The sequence below is a fragment of the Gordonia sp. IITR100 genome, assembly GCF_002009645.1.
Taxonomy (GTDB): Bacteria; Actinomycetota; Actinomycetes; order Mycobacteriales; family Mycobacteriaceae; genus Gordonia; species Gordonia hongkongensis.
Genome location: NZ_MVKV01000003.1, coordinates 196,505 through 214,136 on the forward strand (window position 1 = coordinate 196,505; position 17,632 = coordinate 214,136).

General features: G+C 70.2%; 18 protein-coding genes. 10 read left to right on the forward strand and 8 right to left on the reverse strand.

What is annotated here, in order from left to right; genetic code table 11:
* The first annotated feature begins 34 nt into the window (after window positions 1-34).
* Window positions 35-961, forward strand: a complete 927-nt coding sequence (locus tag B1818_RS07305) for an inositol monophosphatase family protein (protein WP_078112311.1) — start codon at window positions 35-37, stop codon at window positions 959-961.
* A 54-nt stretch (window positions 962-1,015) separates the two neighbouring features.
* Here B1818_RS07305 and cei read toward each other — a convergent pair whose 3' ends face one another.
* Window positions 1,016-1,708, reverse strand: coding sequence for an envelope integrity protein Cei (cei, locus tag B1818_RS07310; protein WP_078112312.1), 693 nt, complete (start codon window positions 1,706-1,708; stop codon window positions 1,016-1,018).
* 410 nt (window positions 1,709-2,118) lie between these two features.
* On the opposite strand from cei, the gene B1818_RS07315 reads away from it, so the two are divergent.
* Window positions 2,119-2,418 carry a DUF4193 domain-containing protein gene (locus B1818_RS07315; RefSeq protein ID WP_004018846.1) on the forward strand — a complete coding sequence of 100 codons (300 nt, stop codon included), beginning with the start codon at window positions 2,119-2,121 and terminating at the stop codon, window positions 2,416-2,418.
* Between the two features lie 97 nt (window positions 2,419-2,515).
* On the opposite strand, the gene B1818_RS07320 is transcribed toward B1818_RS07315, so the two are convergent.
* Complete coding sequence (locus B1818_RS07320; protein ID WP_065628894.1) at window positions 2,516-3,088, reverse strand: DUF3093 domain-containing protein; 573 nt, start codon at window positions 3,086-3,088, stop codon at window positions 2,516-2,518.
* Window positions 3,089-3,110: 22 nt separating this feature from the next.
* Between B1818_RS07320 and dut the strand changes: the two genes are divergently transcribed.
* Both dut and B1818_RS07330 read left to right on the forward strand, forming a co-directional pair.
* Complete coding sequence (dut, locus tag B1818_RS07325; protein WP_065628893.1) at window positions 3,111-3,596, forward strand: dUTP diphosphatase; 486 nt, start codon at window positions 3,111-3,113, stop codon at window positions 3,594-3,596.
* A gap of 109 nt (window positions 3,597-3,705) precedes the next feature.
* Window positions 3,706-4,575, forward strand: coding sequence for a DUF3710 domain-containing protein (locus B1818_RS07330; RefSeq protein ID WP_078112313.1), 870 nt, complete (start codon window positions 3,706-3,708; stop codon window positions 4,573-4,575).
* A 24-nt stretch (window positions 4,576-4,599) separates the two neighbouring features.
* On the opposite strand, the gene B1818_RS07335 is transcribed toward B1818_RS07330, so the two are convergent.
* Entirely contained in the window at window positions 4,600-5,331 is a 732-nt protein-coding gene (locus B1818_RS07335; protein WP_078112314.1) for an alpha/beta fold hydrolase, read from the reverse strand.
* Window positions 5,332-5,626: 295 nt separating this feature from the next.
* Here B1818_RS07335 and B1818_RS07340 point away from each other — a divergent pair, with 295 nt between their 5' ends.
* Together B1818_RS07340 and B1818_RS07345 are read left to right on the forward strand one after the other, a co-directional pair.
* Window positions 5,627-6,001: an OB-fold nucleic acid binding domain-containing protein gene (locus B1818_RS07340; protein WP_004018839.1), complete on the forward strand. Its 375-nt coding sequence runs from the start codon at window positions 5,627-5,629 to the stop codon at window positions 5,999-6,001.
* A gap of 104 nt (window positions 6,002-6,105) precedes the next feature.
* On the forward strand, window positions 6,106-6,720 hold the full coding sequence (locus B1818_RS07345) for a DUF3159 domain-containing protein (RefSeq protein ID WP_091344242.1): 615 nt from the start codon (window positions 6,106-6,108) through the stop codon (window positions 6,718-6,720).
* Here the strand turns inward: B1818_RS07345 and B1818_RS07350 are convergent.
* On the reverse strand, window positions 6,701-7,363 hold the full coding sequence (locus B1818_RS07350; protein WP_058250226.1) for a TrkA family potassium uptake protein: 663 nt from the start codon (window positions 7,361-7,363) through the stop codon (window positions 6,701-6,703). The two genes, B1818_RS07345 and B1818_RS07350, sit on opposite strands and share 20 nt — an antisense overlap.
* A 22-nt stretch (window positions 7,364-7,385) precedes the next feature.
* Window positions 7,386-8,054: a TrkA family potassium uptake protein gene (locus tag B1818_RS07355; protein ID WP_078112448.1), complete on the reverse strand. Its 669-nt coding sequence runs from the start codon at window positions 8,052-8,054 to the stop codon at window positions 7,386-7,388.
* A gap of 78 nt (window positions 8,055-8,132) precedes the next feature.
* Here B1818_RS07355 and B1818_RS07360 point away from each other — a divergent pair, with 78 nt between their 5' ends.
* From B1818_RS07360 to B1818_RS07375, 4 genes are all read left to right on the forward strand, one after another.
* Complete coding sequence (locus B1818_RS07360; RefSeq protein ID WP_078112316.1) at window positions 8,133-10,148, forward strand: APC family permease; 2,016 nt, start codon at window positions 8,133-8,135, stop codon at window positions 10,146-10,148.
* Window positions 10,145-11,452, forward strand: coding sequence for a class I SAM-dependent RNA methyltransferase (locus B1818_RS07365; RefSeq protein WP_078112317.1), 1,308 nt, complete (start codon window positions 10,145-10,147; stop codon window positions 11,450-11,452). The genes B1818_RS07360 and B1818_RS07365 overlap by 4 nt, the downstream gene beginning before the upstream one ends.
* 151 nt (window positions 11,453-11,603) lie before the next feature.
* Entirely contained in the window at window positions 11,604-13,562 is a 1,959-nt protein-coding gene (gene dxs, locus B1818_RS07370) for a 1-deoxy-D-xylulose-5-phosphate synthase (RefSeq protein WP_078112449.1), read from the forward strand.
* A 41-nt stretch (window positions 13,563-13,603) separates the two neighbouring features.
* The gene (locus B1818_RS07375) at window positions 13,604-14,743 is read left to right on the forward strand and encodes a glutamate--cysteine ligase (RefSeq protein WP_078112318.1); all 1,140 of its coding nucleotides are present in this window, start codon (window positions 13,604-13,606) and stop codon (window positions 14,741-14,743) included.
* A gap of 320 nt (window positions 14,744-15,063) precedes the next feature.
* On the opposite strand, the gene B1818_RS07380 is transcribed toward B1818_RS07375, so the two are convergent.
* The 3 genes from B1818_RS07380 to B1818_RS07390 all read right to left on the reverse strand — a co-directional run bounded on the left by B1818_RS07380 (window position 15,064) and on the right by B1818_RS07390 (window position 17,548).
* On the reverse strand, window positions 15,064-15,492 hold the full coding sequence (locus tag B1818_RS07380; protein ID WP_078112450.1) for an SRPBCC family protein: 429 nt from the start codon (window positions 15,490-15,492) through the stop codon (window positions 15,064-15,066).
* Between the two features lie 155 nt (window positions 15,493-15,647).
* Window positions 15,648-16,925 carry an HRDC domain-containing protein gene (locus tag B1818_RS07385; RefSeq protein WP_078112319.1) on the reverse strand — a complete coding sequence of 426 codons (1,278 nt, stop codon included), beginning with the start codon at window positions 16,923-16,925 and terminating at the stop codon, window positions 15,648-15,650.
* Window positions 16,922-17,548: a DUF3000 domain-containing protein gene (locus B1818_RS07390; protein ID WP_058250234.1), complete on the reverse strand. Its 627-nt coding sequence runs from the start codon at window positions 17,546-17,548 to the stop codon at window positions 16,922-16,924. The genes B1818_RS07385 and B1818_RS07390 overlap by 4 nt, the downstream gene beginning before the upstream one ends.
* Window positions 17,549-17,632 lie beyond the last annotated feature (84 nt).

A 17,632-nucleotide genomic window follows, 5' to 3' on the forward strand; every position in this document is an offset into this window, starting at 1 on the left:
CGCGATCGGTGGTGCGCACCGGCCATGTGCTCACATGGAGGGCGTGGATCAGACAATTCCGGTGGACGAGCTCGCCGCGGTCGCCGGCGCCGTGGCCCGGGAGGCCGCCGCGCACGTACGTCGCCGCCGGCCCGAATTGTTCGGTGCGACACCGGGACACGGTGAGCCGCCGCAGCCCGCCGCGGTGGATTCCACCGTGCAGTCCGTGTCGACGAAGTCGACGGTGCAGCCGGTGTCGACGAAGTCGACGGAAACCGATCCGGTCACCCTCGCCGACACCGAGACCGAACGCCTGATCCGCTCCCTGCTCCGTGAGGCGCGCCCCGACGACGAGGTGCTGGGCGAGGAGGACGGCGGGAGCCGGGCGGTGCCTACCGGTGTCCGATGGGTGGTCGATCCGATCGATGGGACCGTCAACTTCATGTACGGCGTGCCGGCCTATGCGGTGTCCATCGCGGCCCAGGTCGACGGACAGTCGGTCGCCGGGGTCGTCGTCGACGTCGCCCGCGACGTCACGTACGGCGCGACCCTCGGCGGGGGAGCGTGGGCGGCGGACTCCGCCGGGGTACGCCGGCCGCTCCGCTGCAATCCGGTCGACAGGGCCGAACTGGCGCTCGTCGCAACGGGTTTCGGGTACGACGCGGCGCGCCGCCGGAAGCAGGGACGCATCGTCGCCGAACTGCTCCCTCGTGTCCGCGACGTCCGACGCATCGGCGCCGCGGCCCTCGACCTCTGCATGGTCGCGTCCGGCGCGGTCGACGCTCACTACGAACACGGTCTGAGCCCGTGGGACTGGGCCGCCGGCGGGCTGATCGCCGCCGAGGCCGGCGCCGTCGTCCAGACTCCGCCACCGGATTCACGGGCCGACGAGGGTCACATCACCGTCGCTGTCGCGCCCGGGGTGGCCGACGAATTCCTCGCGCTGCTCGACGAATTCGACGCCCGCAGCCCGCTCACCTGACGGCCCTCCCGCGTCTCGCCATGGGGTCGGCGGCCGCCGCACGGCGTGCGGAGGTCAGCAGGGGGCGGAGTGCACGGCCTCGACGAGGACCGGGTCGACACCACTCGCCGGGTTCTTCGGATCCGCCGACCGCAGCGCCTCCAGGGCAGCCTGCGCGTCCTGCGACATCTCGCCACCCGAGTGGTGGACCCCGAGTGCGACGTCGACGGCCGTACCGCGCCGGCCGTCGTCGACCAGCTGGGCGCACGGGAACGCCAGCCACGTGGCCGCCGCCGCCGCGCGACCGGCCGGCCCGAATCGGATCTGTGCGACACAGTTGAGATCCCGATTGGGATAGACCGGGTCATCGGCGTACGGCGTGTCCGGCACCGGGCTGAACCCCTGCGCGGTCAGGTCGTCGGACACCGTGCGGGCCGCGCCTCGTTCGTCGGAGGCGTTGAGGACGCGGACGCCGAAGGTCGACAGCGGGGCCGGAGCGACTCCGAGCATCTCGTCCCGTCCGACGACGGTGAGGGTCGGCGGGGCCGGCGGAGGTGGCGCGCCCGCTTCCATCGACGTCGGCGGAGTCGGTTGATTGCACGCTGTCGGAACGGATTCGGACTCGCCGCCGCCCAGCGCAACCGCCCACACCACCACGCCGACGACCATCAGGACGACGACCGTGACGATCGCCGGTGCGTAGCGCCGCCGACGGTAGGGTCGGCCCTGCTCGTCGGTCGGATAGCCGACCGTAATCTTCGACACCACCGTGGACTGACTCCTCACTGGGCGTTGCGTGACCTCGGATCACTGTAGAGGGTGACCCCGCAGTGCCCCGCGAGCCTCGCCGGGAGCGGTACGACTGGGGTGTGCCGGGGCATGGATCGGGCGCCGAACCGAAACTTACCGACGAGTTGGGTCCCGGGTATTGACCTTCGATAGCGTGTCGACTATGCTTCGGGCGCCCGCGCTTCCAGACCCGGGGTGCGCCCGATATGAAACCGTGATCGAAATCACGCAATACGTCTGATCCTCTGGTACGAATCTCGCCCGAGACGACGTTGCAGTGACCCCATCGGTAAGACAATCCCGGCGGAGTCGTGCGCAATAACACCGGGTGGCGACGTCAGCGCCGTCACCGTGAGCGCCCCTCACACTCTCGACAAGTTAGGCACAGAATGGCTACAGATTACGACGCGCCACGACGGACGGAGACCGAGGACCTCAACGAGGACTCGCTCGAAGAACTGAAGGCCCGACGCAGCGAGGCGCAGTCCTCGGCAGTGGATGTCGACGAGAGTGATACCGCGGAGTCCTTCGAACTCCCGGGTGCCGATCTCTCGGGCGAGGAACTGTCGGTGCGTGTCATCCCCAAGCAGGCCGACGAGTTCACCTGTACCAGCTGCTTTCTCGTCTACCACCGCAGCCGGTTGGCCGAGGAGAACGGAAGCTCGCTCATCTGCGTCGACTGCGCATGAGATGAACTGAGTCCAGCTGTCACAGCTGATGAAGGGGGCCGACGCCGAATACGGCGCGGCCCCTTCGTCGTGTCTCGGGTAGAGAGTCGTGCCCGGGTCAGGCGGTGGGTGCGGGACGGTCGGCCGCGGCGTCGTCGACGCCCAGTGCCGCGAGGAGTTCGGCCGGCCGACGTGTCGAGACCAGCCAGTACGGAGTCGGGTCGTCGGGGTCGTCGAGCACGATGAGGACCATCGTCTTCACCCAGGAGCGGTGCACGAGATAGGCCGCCGGGTCGAGCTGCCGCCCGAGTGCGGCGCTCTTCGCGGTCGCCGGGACCGTCGCCGCCCGCGCGACGACGGCGCGCGGCAGGACCGCACGGTGGGCATGCAGCTCCCGATCCGCGGTCACCCGGATGCGGGTACGGCTCATCGACCACAGCATCACGACGCACAGCACGCCGGTGGCCACGTATCCGATGATGCTCCAGGCGCTCCCGCGCGCCGACAGCTGGATCTCGTAGCCCACCACGCCGGTGAGGACCACGGCTGCCAACCACCACCACCACGGCACGTACAGGCGCTCGTCGAACAGATCGGCGGTCGAGTCGGTGACGCCGGCGTTCCGCCCGGTGGGTGCGGGGGAGGCGTCCGAGGGTCCTCCGGGGCGCTCGGGCGAATGATCTGCGGTCACGTGACCAGCGTAGTCTGCCTGCGTGGCCTCAGATCTCCCCCCTGCGCACCCCGCTGACCCGGCGCCGATCGCGCTCCGACGCCTCGATCCCGACCTACCGCTGCCGACCAGGGCGCACCCAGGGGATGCGGGGGTCGATCTCTATTCGACGATCGATCTCGAACTGCCCGCCGGACGCCGTCAACTCGTCGGGACCGGGATCGCCGTGGCGTTGCCGATCGGCACCGTGGGGCTGATCCACCCGAGGTCGGGACTGGCCGCCCGGGCCGGCCTGTCGGTCGTGAACACCCCCGGCACCATCGACGCGGGCTATCGCGGGGAGATCAAGGTCTGTCTGATCAACCACGATCCGGAGCAGACGATCTCCATCTCGCGTGGCGACCGCATAGCCCAGCTGATCGTGCAGCGCGTCGAGCTGCCCGACTTCGTCGAGGTCGACGAACTCGACGACACCGCACGCGGCGACGGCGGGTACGGATCGAGCGGGGGATCGGCGATTCTCGCCTGACCTCTTCGGTGAACCGTCGGCCGGGGCTCTCCCCGGCGGGAGTCGATTAGTGTTTCCCGTGTGTCCGGCGGATCGTTGTCGCCGGCGGTGACGAACGAGGAGTGACGCGATGGCACAGGACGGATCAGAGGAGCTGCGGGTCGGTCAGGCGCGCGGTCCCTATGACATCGACGCACTGGCGACCCGGCCGCAAGAGCTCGAGAACTCCCATCTGGACCTCGGATCGGTGCTGGTCCCGGTGGTCGAGGGTGGCCAGGTCACCGTCGAGATGTCCGAGGCCCACCAGCCGCAGAACGTGTACCTGGTGACCCCCATCGGCCGGATCTCGGTGAGCGCCTTCGCCGCACCCAAGTCCCCCGGGATGTGGCGTGAGGTGGTCCGTGAGCTGGCCGGTTCCCTCCGCGACGACGGCGCGGCCACGAGTGTCGAAGACGGGCACTGGGGGCGGGAGGTGGTCGCCGAGACGGACGGTGCGACCCACCGGTTCATCGGGGTCGACGGCCCGCGCTGGCTCGTCCGGTGCGTGGGCAGCGGACCCACCGAGCATGCGGACGACCTCGCACGGTTGAGCCGCGCCGTACTGGCCGAGACGGTCGTCCGACGCGGGTCCGAGCCGTTCCCCCCGCGGGATCCGCTGCCCGTCGTGTTGCCGCCGGTGCTCGCCGAGCAGGTCGCGGCCGCCCAGCAGCAGATGTTCGCGGGCCCCCCGGCCGGACAAGAGTCCCCGAACCCCACCGCACAGGACGCGGGCCCGGGTGACGCGATCGACGATTCGGTACCCGTTGCCGGGGGCGCGCTCGATCAGGTCGCCCACGCCACCGTCTACGGGGAGAACGCCTACCGCGACGAGCCGGAGGCGGTCGCCGCCCCGGATGCGGAGTCCGCGGCTCCGGTGGCTCCCACCGATCCCGAGATCGACGAGGAGCCGTTGCCGCCGTCGTCGGGTTCGGCGATGCAGCGCTTCCGCCGCCGCCGCTGAAGCTCCGGCCACACCGGGCTCCGATCACCCCGGCGGGTCGGTGAGTTCGACAAGCCCGGCCCGGAGCTCGTCTCCCAGCACACCCGGATCGTGGCCCCAGTCGTCGAGCGTGATCTCGACGAGGGTCGATTGCGGTGCGGCAGCATGCCATTCGCGGGCGACGGCGATGGGGTGGACCGGATCGTCGGCGGCCGCGACGATGGCCAGCGGCACCGTGAGCCCGGCAATCTCGGCCGGCGTCGGCGCCCGATGACGAGCCGCCTCGCGCAACATGCGGGCGAGGCCCGGGTGCAGACCCCGCCACGACCGGGTCAGTTCCGCGGCCAGCCAGGCCGGGCTGCTGCTCGCCATCGCCGCGATGGTCGCCTCGAGTCCGTCACGTTCGAGCGCATCGGCGGTGGCGCCGGCACTCGCGGCCGCGGGTGCCGAGTGGGCGTCACCGCTCCATGCCGGCAGCGCGGCGAGCACCCCGGCGCAGCGTCGGCCGGTGTCGCGCAGGGCCCACTCGAGCGCGATCGCGGCCCCGATCGACACCCCGCCCACGAGGATCGAGCGGTGCGCTCCGGCGGCCCGCTCCAGCCCGCGGAGGTGGCCGTCGATCAACGGCGTCGTCGGGTCCAGCGCGATGAGCTCTACCTCCAGGTCAGCTGCGGCGCGCTGAAAGGAACGCGTGACGTGATCGGCGTCGGAGCCCGTTCCGGGGATGCCGACGAGAGCCGTCGGGCGAGGGCGGTGCGGACCGTCGGTGCCAGGCATCAGGGCATCATCCCCTAGTGGTATGTCTCGGAAATAGGTGGCCGGTATCCGGTGGGGCGCCGGGGACCATTCGCTTGTTTCCGAGACACACCACTAGGGTGTCCCGAGGCCCCCGCGCAGACCTGGACAGCGGGGGTCCGACGACCACGGAATGGCCCCGCGGTCGCCGACGTTGTCACTGGCCGAGGCCGAGGTCTACGCTGGCGGGCAGGTCACCGATCACTCGTTCGGCGACCCACGGACACCGCTCTGTACAGCCCTGCGGTGCCGGCCGAAATCCATTGGGAGGGTCGAGATGCCCACTGCCGGCTATCTCAAACGACTGACCCGTCGGCTGACCGAAGATCTCGGTGACGCCGACGCAGAGAAGATCGCCGAGGAATCCAAGGCGACAGGCGCTCAGCGCGCATCCGAGTGCTGCCGCGGTGACGAGGTCACCATGCACGGCGAACTGCGTGCCGTCGAGACCTGTTCGCGCTCGGCCAAGGCGGGGGTGAAGGCCGAGTTCTTCGACGGATCCGACATCGTGATGCTGAAGTGGCTGGGCCGTAACCGCATCACCGGCATCGAGCCCGGCCGCAAGGTCACCGTCCGGGGCCGGCTCGCCGAGCAGGACGGCCACAAGGTGATCTACAACCCTTATTACGAGTTGCACGGCGTCGACGAGTGACCGGTCCGCTCCCCGAGCATCCGGCCTCGAGACAGGCGGACGCCGAACCGTCGGCACCCGGACCGTCAGCACCCGAGCGGACGGCGCCCACGGTCCTCGAACAGATCGGTGGCGTCTCCGGCCTGGTCTATTCGACGGTGCCCGTCGTGGTGTTCGTCCCCGTCAACTCCTTCTTCGACCTCCGGACCGCCATCTACGCGGCGCTCGGCGTGGCGGCGCTGCTCTTCGTCGTACGGCTCGTGCGCCGCGAACCCCTGACCCCCGCGATCTCGGGTCTGCTCGGCGTCGCCATCTGCGTCTTCATCGCCGACCGGGTGGGGGACGCCAAGGGCTACTTCCTCTTCGGGATCTGGAGCACCCTCGTCTATGCGATCGTGTTCGCCGTCTCGATCCTGGTTCGGTGGCCCCTCATCGGGGTGGCCTGGCATCTGATCAACGGCGAGGGTTCCGGCTGGCGCAAGCAGCGTTCCATCCTCCGCGCCTACGACATCGCCACCGCACTGTGGGCGGTGCTCTTCGCGGCGCGCTACCTCACGCAGTCGGAACTGTACGACGACGGGGCCACCGGGTGGCTGGCGTTCGCGCGCATCGCGATGGGGTGGCCGCTGACCGCGCTCGTGGTGCTCGCGACGATCCTCCTGGTCCGCCGGGCGCAGCGAGCCGAGGCGGCGCGCGCCGGCACCCCGCCGGACGCGGACGTCACCGCGCGATCTGCATAGCCTCGTAGAGGGCGGGCTCGGCCTCGGTGGGCGCGATGAAGACCAGTTCGTCGCCGCCCTCGATGGGGTCGTCGCGCTGCGGGACGATGACGCGGCCGCCGCGCAGGATCGCGACGAGCGCGGCGTCGCGCGGCAGCTCCAGCTTCCGGACGGGCTTGCCGGCGAGGGGAGTGTTCGACGGCAGGGTGAGTTCGACGAGGTTTGCCTGCCCCTGACGGAACGTCATCAACCGGACCAGATCGCCGACGGACACCGCCTCCTCGACCAGGGAGGCGAGCAGGCGCGGGGTCGAGACTGCGACGTCGACCCCCCAGTCCTCGCCGAACAGCCACTCGTTACGCGGGTCGTTGACGCGGGCGACGACCCGATTGACGGCGAACTCGGTCTTCGCGAGCAGGCTCACGACGAGGTTGGCCTTGTCGTCGCCGGTCGCGGCGATCATGACGTCGTAGGTCTGTAGTTGCGCCTCTTCGAGATTGGCGAGTTCACACGCGTCGGCGAGCACCCACCCCGCGCCGACGACGGAGTCGGTGTCGATGTGGCCGGCGTTGCGCTCGAAAAGCGTGACCTCGTGGGCGTTCACCAGCAGTTCGCGGGCGATCGAGCGCCCGACCGCGCCGGCTCCGGCGATGGCGACCTTCACTTCGGGACTCCTTCGGCCCGGGTCATCCGGACTCGTTCTGGGTGAACGGCCGCGCGGCGACGCCGCGGGCGTTCTTGAGGTTGTCGAGCATGACCGCCCCGTAGACCACATCGTCTTGTTGCAGAACGGTTCTCGCCTCGGGGAGAACCGGACGTCCGACACGGCTGAGGAAGGCCACCCGCGCGCCGGTCTGCTCCTGGAACTTGCCGACCGAGATCCCGATCCACGAGTCGTCGACGTCGATCTGGGCGATCGCCAGCGAACCCGACGGGTCACGCCACTCCATCGTCGTCGTCTCGCCGAGCGCCGAGACGAATCGCTCGGTCGTCCAGGGGACGGTCGCCACCGTGGGGATGCCGAGTCGCTCGTACACCTCGGCGCGCTTGGCGTCGTAGATCCGGGCGACGACGCGCTCGACGTCGAAGGTCTCGCGGGCCACCCGCGCCGAGATGATGTTCGAGTTGTCCCCGGAGGACACCGCGGCGAACGCGTCGGCGTGCTCGATGCCCGCCTTGACGAGGATCTCGCGGTCGAACCCGACCCCGGTGATCGTGCGGCCCGCGAAGTCGGGACTCAGCCGCACGAACGCGCTCGGATCCCGATCGATGATCGCGACGTCGTGTCCGCGCTTCTGCATCGACATCGCGAGCGCGGATCCGACCCGCCCGCAACCCATGATGACCACCTGCACGGCATTCCTCTCCACACGCGGCTCGTCTGCCGCGAGTCGAACCTACCCGCCTCGGCGCCAACGCTCTAGGGTTGCCTGGTGTCCACCGTCTCCAAGGTGTCCGTTGCGACGAAACGCCTCCTGCTCGGCAGGCCTTTCCGCAGCGACACGCTCGGTCACACGCTGCTGCCCAAGCGGATAGCCCTGCCGGTGTTCGCCTCCGACGCGATGAGCTCGGTGGCGTACGCGCCGCAGGAGATCTTCCTGGTCCTGTCCGTCGCCGGCATCAGCGCGCTGGCGTTCACGCCCTGGGTGGCGATCGCCGTCGCCGTCGTCATGGCCGTGGTCGTCGCGAGCTACCGCCAGAACGTGCACGCCTATCCCTCGGGTGGCGGCGACTACGAAGTCGCGACCGTCAATCTCGGTCCCAACGCGGGCCTGACCGTCGGCAGCGCTCTGCTGGTGGACTACGTGCTCACGGTGGCGGTGTCGGTCACGTCGGCGGCGGAGAACATCGGTTCGGCGATCCCGTTCGTGGAAGAGCACAAGGTGTGGTTCTGCGTCGGCGCGATCATGCTGCTCGCCGCGGTCAACCTGCGCGGCATCAAGGAGTCCGGCGCCGTGCTCGCGATCCCGACCTACGGGTTCATCATCGGTGTCCTGGGCATGCTCATCTGGGGGTTCACCGAGATCTACGTGCTCGGGCAGGACATTCATTCCGAGACCGCCGACTTCGGCATCGTGCCCGAACAGGACAACCTCACGGGGCTGGCGCTGATCTTCCTCGTCGCCCGGTCGTTCTCCTCGGGCTGTGCGGCGCTCACCGGGGTGGAGGCCATCAGCAACGGGGTGCCGGCCTTCCGGAAACCGAAGTCGCGCAACGCCGCGACGACGCTGCTGCTGCTGGGCGCGTTCTCCATCACCCTGCTGATGGGCATCGTGCTGCTGGCGGAGAAGATCGGCGCGAAGTACGTGATGAACCCGGAGCAGGACCTCATCGGGGCGCCGGAGGGTTACCAGCAGAAGGCCATGATCGCCCAGCTGGCCCATGCCGTCTTCGACTCCTTCCCGCCGGCCTTCTTCTTCGTCGCCACCGTCACCGCGCTGATCCTGCTGCTGGCCGCGAACACCGCCTTCAACGGTTTCCCGGTCCTGGGGTCGGTACTCGCGCAGGATCGCTACCTGCCGCGCCAGTTGCACACCCGAGGCGACCGCCTGGCGTTCAGCAACGGCATCCTGTTCCTCGCGATCGCCGCGATCATCTTCGTCGTCGCGTTCGGCGCGCAGGTGACGTCCCTGATCCAGCTCTACATCGTGGGCGTGTTCGTGTCGTTCACCCTGAGCCAGACCGGCATGGTGCGGCATTGGACCCGCCTGCTGCGTACCGAGACCGACCCGAGCGCGCGGCGTCGGATGATGCAGTCCCGGGTGGTCAACACGGTCGGCCTGGTGATGACCGCGACGGTCCTGGTCGTCGTCCTGATCACCAAGTTCACCGAGGGTGCCTACATCGCCGTGATCGCGATGGTCTCGCTGTTCGTGATCATGAAACTCATCCATCACCACTACGCGTCGGTGCAGCGCGAACTCGACCGCGCCGAGGACGACGACGAGGCCGTCCTGCCCAGCCGCACACATTCGATCGTGCTCGTGTCCAGCCTGCACATGGCGTCCAAGCGGGCCCTGCGGTATGCGCGGGCCACCCGTCCGGACGTGCTGGAGGCGATCACGGTCAACGTCGACGACCGCGACACCCGCAAGCTCGTCTCGGAGTGGGAGGCCAGCGACATCACCGTCCCGCTGAAGGTCATCGCCTCGCCCTATCGCGAGATCACCCGGCCCGTCATCGAATACGTGCGCCGGGTGCGGCGTGAGTCGCCGCGCGACGTCGTGACCGTGTTCATCCCGGAGTATGTCGTCGGGCACTGGTGGGAGCAGATCCTGCACAACCAGTCGGCGCTGCGCCTCAAAGGCCGGCTGCTGTTCGAGCCCGGCGTGATGGTGACCTCGGTGCCGTGGCAGCTCACCTCGTCGGACCGGCGCAAGGAAGACCGCGCGTACTGGGCGCCGGGGGAGACCCGCCGTGCGCTCGGCGAACCCGAACGGCGACCGTGAGCGGCCCGGCAACACCGCGACGGGTCGAGGTGACCGTCGACCGTCCGGCCAACGGCGGTGAGTCCGTGGGCCGCGCCGACGGCCGCGTCGTGTTCGTCCGCGGGGCGATCCCCGGCGAACGGGTGGTCGCCGACATCACCGACGACCGGCACGACTCGTACTGGCGGGCCGAGGCGGCGGAGGTGCTCGACGCCTCGCCGCATCGGGTGGAGCCGCGGTGTCCGGCGGCCGCGGCCGGGGCCGGGTGCTGTGATCTCGCGCACGTGGCACCCGATCACGCGCGGGACCTGAAACAGGCTGTGCTGCTCGACGTCCTGGATCGCGTGGGCCGTCTACCGGGCGAGATCGTCGCCGGCACCGAGCTGGCGACCGACGGCGTCCGGCGTCTCGGGGACGCCGACACGGGGTGGCGAATCCGGACCCGCCTGGCCGTGGACGGCCGGGGGCGCCCGGGGCAGTCGGCGTTCCGCGGCCGCGGCGTCGTCACCGAGGCCTGTGTCCAGCCTGCCCCGGGAATGCTCGACGGACTCGCCGACCGCGGTTTCACCCCGCACTCCGAACTCGCCGTCGTGCTCGACGCCGACGGCGCGCGCCACGTCACCGAACTCGCGCCCGTGGCGGAGCCGCGGCGGGGCCGCGCCGACAGCCGGCGCCGGGCGCAGCAGAACCGCGCCCGGCACGCACGGCCCCGTGCCCAGCGGGTCGTCGAAGGTGGGGCGACGGCCGTCCAGCGGGTCGGCGGGCGGTCGTGGGACATTCCCGTCGCGGGATTCTGGCAGGCGCACCGCGACGCGCCGCGGACCTATGCGGAGACCGTCGTCGACTTCGTCGGTGCGCATCTCGGAAGACCGACGCGGGTGGCGTGGGATCTGTACGGCGGGGCAGGGGTGTTCGCAGGTGCACTGCTCGACGGCCCGGCCGGTGCGCCGGACACGGTGCACATCGTCGATTCGGATCCGGCCGCACTCGACGCCGCCGAACAGGCCTTCGCCGGCGACGGCGATCGGGTACACACCCACCGCGGGGAGGTCGCGGCCCGGATCGCGGACCTCACCGCGCGGCCGGACGTCGTCGTCCTCGATCCCCCGCGTACCGGAGCCGGAGAACGGGTAATCGGGGCGATCGCCGACGCCCGGCCCGGCATCGTGGTCCACGTGGGCTGTGACGCCGCCCGATTCGCACGTGATCTCGGATACTTCGCCGCGCGGGGATTCCGTGTCGTCGACATACGCGGTTTCGACGCTTTCCCGCTGACGCACCACGTGGAGGCGGTGGCCTGCCTCGTTCCGGCCGCCGACGGGTGAGCGGGGCGCGCTCGCGAGGTCCGGGATCCCGACGTGTCGGCCATCCGTCGATCGGGCTCGCGACGAATGCTTCCGTAGACTGACCAGACATGTGCCGGACGCTCTCCGGCTCGACAGCCGACCTGGCGTCACGCCGGTGATGGAGGAAACGATGGGTGTGCTCGACCGGATCAGCTCGCCGGCCGATCTCCGGCCGCTGTCGGACGAGGAGATGAAGGTTCTCTCGGCCGAGATCCGGACGTTCCTGATCGAGAAGGTCGCCGCCACGGGCGGACATCTCGGACCGAACCTCGGAGTCGTCGAGTTGACCCTCGGAATCCACCGCGTCTTCGACTCGCCGTCGGATCCGATCCTGTTCGACACCGGCCACCAGTCCTACGTCCACAAGATCGTCACCGGACGCAAAGACGGCTTCGATCAGCTGCGCCAACGCGGCGGGCTCACCGGATATCAGGAGCGCGCGGAGTCCGAACACGACTGGGTGGAGTCCTCGCACGCGTCGGCGGCGCTGTCGTATGCGGACGGGCTCGCGAAGTCCTTCGAACTGACCGGTCAGCCGGATCGCACGGTGGTCGCGGTGGTCGGCGACGGCGCCCTGACCGGCGGCATGTGCTGGGAGGCGATCAACAACATCGCCGCCTGCAACCGCCGGGTCGTCATCGTCGTCAACGACAACGGTCGGTCCTATGCGCCGACGATCGGCGGACTCGCAAGTCACCTGTCGGGGCTGCGCCTGCAGCCCGGGTACGAGAAGTTCCTCGACGAGGGTCGCCGCGTCGTCAAGCAGGTGCCGGTCGTCGGGGAGCCGGCATACGCCGTCCTGCACGGGATGAAGAGCGGGCTCAAGGACCTCCTGGCCCCGCAGGCGATGTTCACCGACCTCGGACTGAAGTACGTCGGGCCCGTCGACGGTCACGACATCGACGCGGTCGAGTCGGCGCTGCGGCAGGCCCGCGACTTCGGCGGCCCTGTGATCGTGCACACCGTGACCCGCAAGGGCATGGGCTACGCCCACGCCGAGAACCACGTCGCCGACCTCATGCATGCGACCGGCATCATCGACCCGGTCACCGGCCGGCCCACGAGCGTCTCACCCCAGGACTGGACCGCCGTGTTCTCCGCCGCACTGCTCGACGCCGGCGCCAACCGTCCCGACGTCGTCGCGATCACCGCGGCGATGCCCGGGCCGACGGGACTCACCCCCTTCGGCGAGCGCTACCCGGACCGCATGTTCGACGTCGGCATCGCCGAACAGCATGCGATGACCTCGGCGGCCGGTCTCGCGCTCGGCGGACTGCATCCGGTCGTCGCCATCTACTCGACGTTCCTCAATCGCGCATTCGATCAGCTGCTGATGGACGTCGCGCTGCTGAAGCAGCCGGTGACGCTCGTCCTCGACCGTTCCGGCATCACCGGACCCGACGGCCCCAGCCACCACGGCATGTGGGATCTCTCGCTGATGGCGATGGTGCCCGGCCTGCGGGTCGCCGCACCCCGTGACGCCGTCCGACTGCGCGAGGAGTTCGACGAGGCTCTCGGCGTCGCCGACGGCCCCACAGCCCTCCGATTCTCCAAAGGTGCTGTCCCCGAAGACATCCGGGCGGTCGAGCGGCTCGACGACGGTGTCGACGTGCTGCACCGGACGGACCGGGACCTCGGTCCGGCGGGCGGCGATGTGCTCATCGTCGCGGTCGGTGCCTTCTGCGGGCTGGCCGTCGACACCGCCGAACGCCTGGCCCGTCAGGGAATCGATGCGACGGTCGTGGATCCGCGCTGGGTACTGCCGGTGCCCACCTCGGTGGTCGAGGTCGCGCGCCGCCACCGGCTCGTCGTCACGCTCGAGGACGGGTGCACCAGCGGCGGCGTCGGGTCCGCGGTCGCCGCCGCGCTGTCGGCGGCGGAGGTGCTCGTCCCGGTCCAGATCAAGGGCATCCCGCAGGAGTTCATCGCACACGCCTCGCGCAACGAGATCCTCGCCGATATCGGGTTGACCGCGCAGGACCTCGCCCGGTCGATCACCGCGACGGTCTCGGGCATGCAGGCCGGTCCCGGCCTGGACCGGGCGATCGAGAACACGCCCGATCCGGCGGAGAGCCGCGCCGAGGACTGACGTCCCGTTTGACCGATGCCGCCGCTGGGCATTTTCTCCGTGTGAACGACGAGTACGGTTCCGCGGGCGGGGATTTCCGGGGCATTCCGGCGCCGACCCTCGGGGTCGAGGAGGAGTTCGTCCTCGTCGACCGGGAGACCGGACGGCCGGTCGGGAGCAACCGCGAGGTGGCGACCGCGGCATCCGCGCGCGGCCTCGATCTCGAGTTGGAACTCACCTCGTCGCAGGTGGAGATCGCCACGCCGACCGCGGCGACGAGTCAGGAGATCGGCGACCACCTGCACCGGCTGCGGGGCATCCTGGCGGCGGCGGCCGATGACATAGGCGTGGACGTGGTCGCCTGCGGGGTGCCGCCACGCGTGCCCGAGTCGTTTCCGGTGACCGACACCGGCCGCTACCGGGCGATCGCCGCGCGGTACGGCATGCTGGCCCACGAACAGGGCATCAGTGGCTGTCACGTCCACGTGGGTGTCCCGGACACCGACACCGCCGTCGCGGTGTGCAATTGCCTGCGCCCGTGGCTACCGATACTGCTTGCGCTGTCGGCGAACTCGGCGATCTATCGCGACGCCGACTCCGGCCACGCCAGTTGGCGCTCGGTGCTCTGGTCGCGATGGCCCGCGGCGGGACCGCCACCGCACCTGCGCTCGGCCGAACACTTCGCCGAGACGGTCGAAGTCCTCGTGGCCACGGGCACGATCCTGGACCCGCACATGCTGTACTGGGACGCTCGGCCGTCGGATCACCTGCCCACGGTCGAGGTGCGGGTCGGGGACGTGCAGATGCGGGTGGAGGAGACGCGGACCTTCGCCACCCTCGTCCGTGCGGCGGTGATGACCGCCCTCGACGACCTGCGCGCGGAGGACCGGCGGTTCCCGGCCGCGGACCTCGATCCGGCGCTGCTGTCGGCCGCGTACTGGATCGCCGCCCACGACGGCGTCGACGGGCGTGCGCTCGACCCGACGACCGGCGCGTTGGTGCCGGTCTGGACGCGGGTCGAGCAGTTCCTCACCGTGCTCGCGCCGGCGCTGGACCGACTCGGTGAGCGGGACGGCGTCATGCAGGCGCTGGACCGGCTGCGTCTGGATGGCAACGGGGCCTCTCGCCAGCGGCGCCTCTTCGAGGAGTCCGGATCAGCTCTCGCCGTAGTCCGGGCCGCGACACTGCACCCGCCTGGCTGACGACGGACGCCTGCCCTTCGTGGGGCTCGTCGCTAGGCGCTCCTCGCACCTCAGTACCAGCGGCCTGACGGCCGTCCTGGACTACGAAAGAAACCTGTGTGCTCGCGGCGAGCCTTACTACTGCTCCCTGAGGAGGCCGGAGCTTGCGGAGGCCGTCACGAAGGGTCCTGGTGAGATGCGTCGCGAACCCTTCGTGGCTCGTCGCTGGCGCTCCTCGCACCTCAGGGAGCGGAGGGAGGGTGTCGCTTGCACCCCACAGACCAGCGGTTTGGTGGTTCCTCGGGTTAGGGTGCAGAGGGGTCAGGTCGGCCCCGATCGACTCAGCGCAGTGTCGCCAGGTTCGAGATCGACTTGTGCACATCGGATTCCAGGATCTTGGCGACGAGCCTACCGACCGAGCCGTTGAGCAGACCGCCGGACAACTCGGCCGACAGATCGAAGTACGAACCGTCGGCGATCTCGTCGACCTTCATCGCCAGATCGATGTTCACCCCGCCGCGGCCGGTTCCCGACAGCGCGATGAGCCGCGGCTCGTCGTAGTCGGTGACGGTCCAGTGGATCACATTGCGGAAGCCCTTGACCTTGATGAGGGAGGAGATGGTGGTGCCCTCGGCGATCGTGTCGGGGACCGGCGAGCGCCACCCGCCGAAGATGGTCATCCACTCGTCGAAGCGCGAGAGGTTGCTGGCGAGCGCCCATGCTGCGCTCGGTTCGAGGTCGGAGTCGATGCCGACGGAGACTGTGGCCACAGAACTGCTCCCATCGCGGAAGGTGGTGTGCACACCGGAGGTGACTTCCCGGTGGCTCGCGTACTCGGGTGATGGCATTCGGGTCGTGACCCCCGAATGTACGCGACGGTCGGCGCCACAGCGCGATGGCCGGGGGTCTCGTCGGGCTGGGCGATCTACTCGGCGGCCGCCGTCGGCCCTGGTCGGGCGGCGTCGAGGAAGGCCTCGGTCAGGGCCTCCGCACAGAGCGTCCGCTGCCACGTGCGGGCGCCGGCGGCGGCCAGATGTGCATCGACCGCCTCGGTCGTGATCGGTTCCGCCAACCCGTCCCAGCACAGCTGTCGCACCACATCGGGTGCGAGGAGGTTCTCCACCGGCAGGGTGTGGTCTTCGGCGATCTGTTTGAGCACCGGCCGGACCGCCTGCAGCCGCGCCGCGGCCTCCGGGTTGCGCTGATCCCACCGGCTGACCGGGGGCAGGCCCGGTCCGGTCGACTTCCGCGAGGGCAGCTTGCTGTCGGGGATCTCGCGCGCCCGCTGCAGCGCGGACATCCAGACCCCGGCCTGACGGCGCTGGCGCGGGCCGCCAAAGACCGGCAGCTTGGTGAGTTCGGCGATGGACTGGGGGTTCACGGTCGCGGCGTTGACGATGGCGGTGTCGGGCAGGACACGTCCGGGCGCGACATCCCGACGCTGCGCCAGTTCCTCACGCGCGGTCCACAATTCGCGGACCGCGGCGAGGGCGCGGGTGGATTTGACGGTGTGCACGTTCGACGTCTTGCGCCACCGGTCGGTGCGCGGCGGTGCCGGTGGCCGGCCCAGGACGTACGCGAATTCCTCTCGCGCCCAGCCGTCCTTGCCCGCTTCCGCGAGTGCGGCGTCCATGGCGTCGCGCAGTTCGACGAGGACCTCGACGTCGAGCGCGGCGTAGTTCAGCCATTCGTCGGGCAGCGGGCGGCGCGACCAGTCGGCGGCGCCGTGTCCCTTGAGGAGTCCGAGCCCGAGGAACTCCGCCACCATCGCGGCGAGGTTGACCTTGGCCAGGCCCAGGAGGCGTCCGGCCAGCTCGGTGTCGTACAGCTCGACGCACTCGAAACCGAGTTCGCGGAGGCACGGGAGGTCCTGATCGGCCGCGTGCAGCACCCATTCCGGTCCGCGCATCGCGTCGATGACGGGCGCCAGCGCGCCGGGATCACCGATCGGGTCCAGCAGGAAGCTCCCCGATCCGCGTCGTTTGATCTGGATCAGATAGGCGCGTTGCGAGTACCGGTAGCCCGACGCGCGTTCGGTGTCGACGGCGATCGGCCCGTCGCCGGCTGCCAGAGCGGCTGCCGCGTCGGCGAATTCGGTGGCGGTCGCCAGTACCGGGGGCACGCCGTCGGCCGGCCGGAGCAACGGGGTGACCTCCGGCGCGGGGTCCGGCTCGGCCGCATCCCCGGGGGCGGAGTCGTTCACGTCGCGCCGAGTTCGGTGACCCCGACCGGCGGGAGGCCGGCGGCGGAGGCGAGGACGTCGCAGAATGCCTCGAGGTGGTTGTTCAGGCCGTCCGAGCTCAGGGCGGTCCACGAGGCGCGCACCTCGAGCTGATGTGCGCGCGGAGGTCCGGCGATGTCGCCGTACCGGACCGACGTCGTGGAGGTGACGGTGCCGCCGAGCGCGGTCACCTCGACTCGGTGGGCGGAACCGTCGGGGGTGGCGGTCGCGCCCACCGGGACGCCGAGGGCGTCGCTGAGCCAGCTCCAGGCCACCTCGGGCAGCAGCGGATCCATGGCCAAGGCGGCCTCCACCTCCGCCTGGAGGAACGCGACGAGGCGCATGGTGCCGTTCCACGCGTCCTGTCCAGCGGGATCGAACAGCAGGATGAGGCGCCCGAACGCGCTGCCCTGCGAATCCGTGGGCACCACGTCGAGGTCCTCGGGCGGGCGCACCTCGGCACCGACGGCGTAGCTGTACGGCGCCAGGCGCTGCGGCGGCCGGATCGGTCCGACCTCGATCTCGCGGCGCACCCGGGCAGCATGCAGCGACTCCACCGCCGCGCGGAAATCAGCAGGCTCGTCCGGAGCTCCCGAAGAGGTCACCGTTCGACCGTAGGGCTGGGGTGCCCGGCCACGGCGGAGGCGCGCCGAGGACCACCCGTGCGCAGATCGAGGGGCATGGCAGAG

Coding starts and splice junctions, on each gene's coding strand:
- B1818_RS07305 (WP_078112311.1), top strand. CDS start 35: ATGGAGGGCGTGGATCAGACAATTCCGGTGGACGAGCTCGCCGCGGTC.
- B1818_RS07315 (WP_004018846.1), top strand. CDS start 2,119: ATGGCTACAGATTACGACGCGCCACGACGGACGGAGACCGAGGACCTC.
- B1818_RS07330 (WP_078112313.1), top strand. CDS start 3,706: ATGGCACAGGACGGATCAGAGGAGCTGCGGGTCGGTCAGGCGCGCGGT.
- B1818_RS07335 (WP_078112314.1), bottom strand. CDS start 5,331: ATGCCTGGCACCGACGGTCCGCACCGCCCTCGCCCGACGGCTCTCGTC.
- B1818_RS07340 (WP_004018839.1), top strand. CDS start 5,627: ATGCCCACTGCCGGCTATCTCAAACGACTGACCCGTCGGCTGACCGAA.
- dxs (WP_078112449.1), top strand. CDS start 11,604: ATGGGTGTGCTCGACCGGATCAGCTCGCCGGCCGATCTCCGGCCGCTG.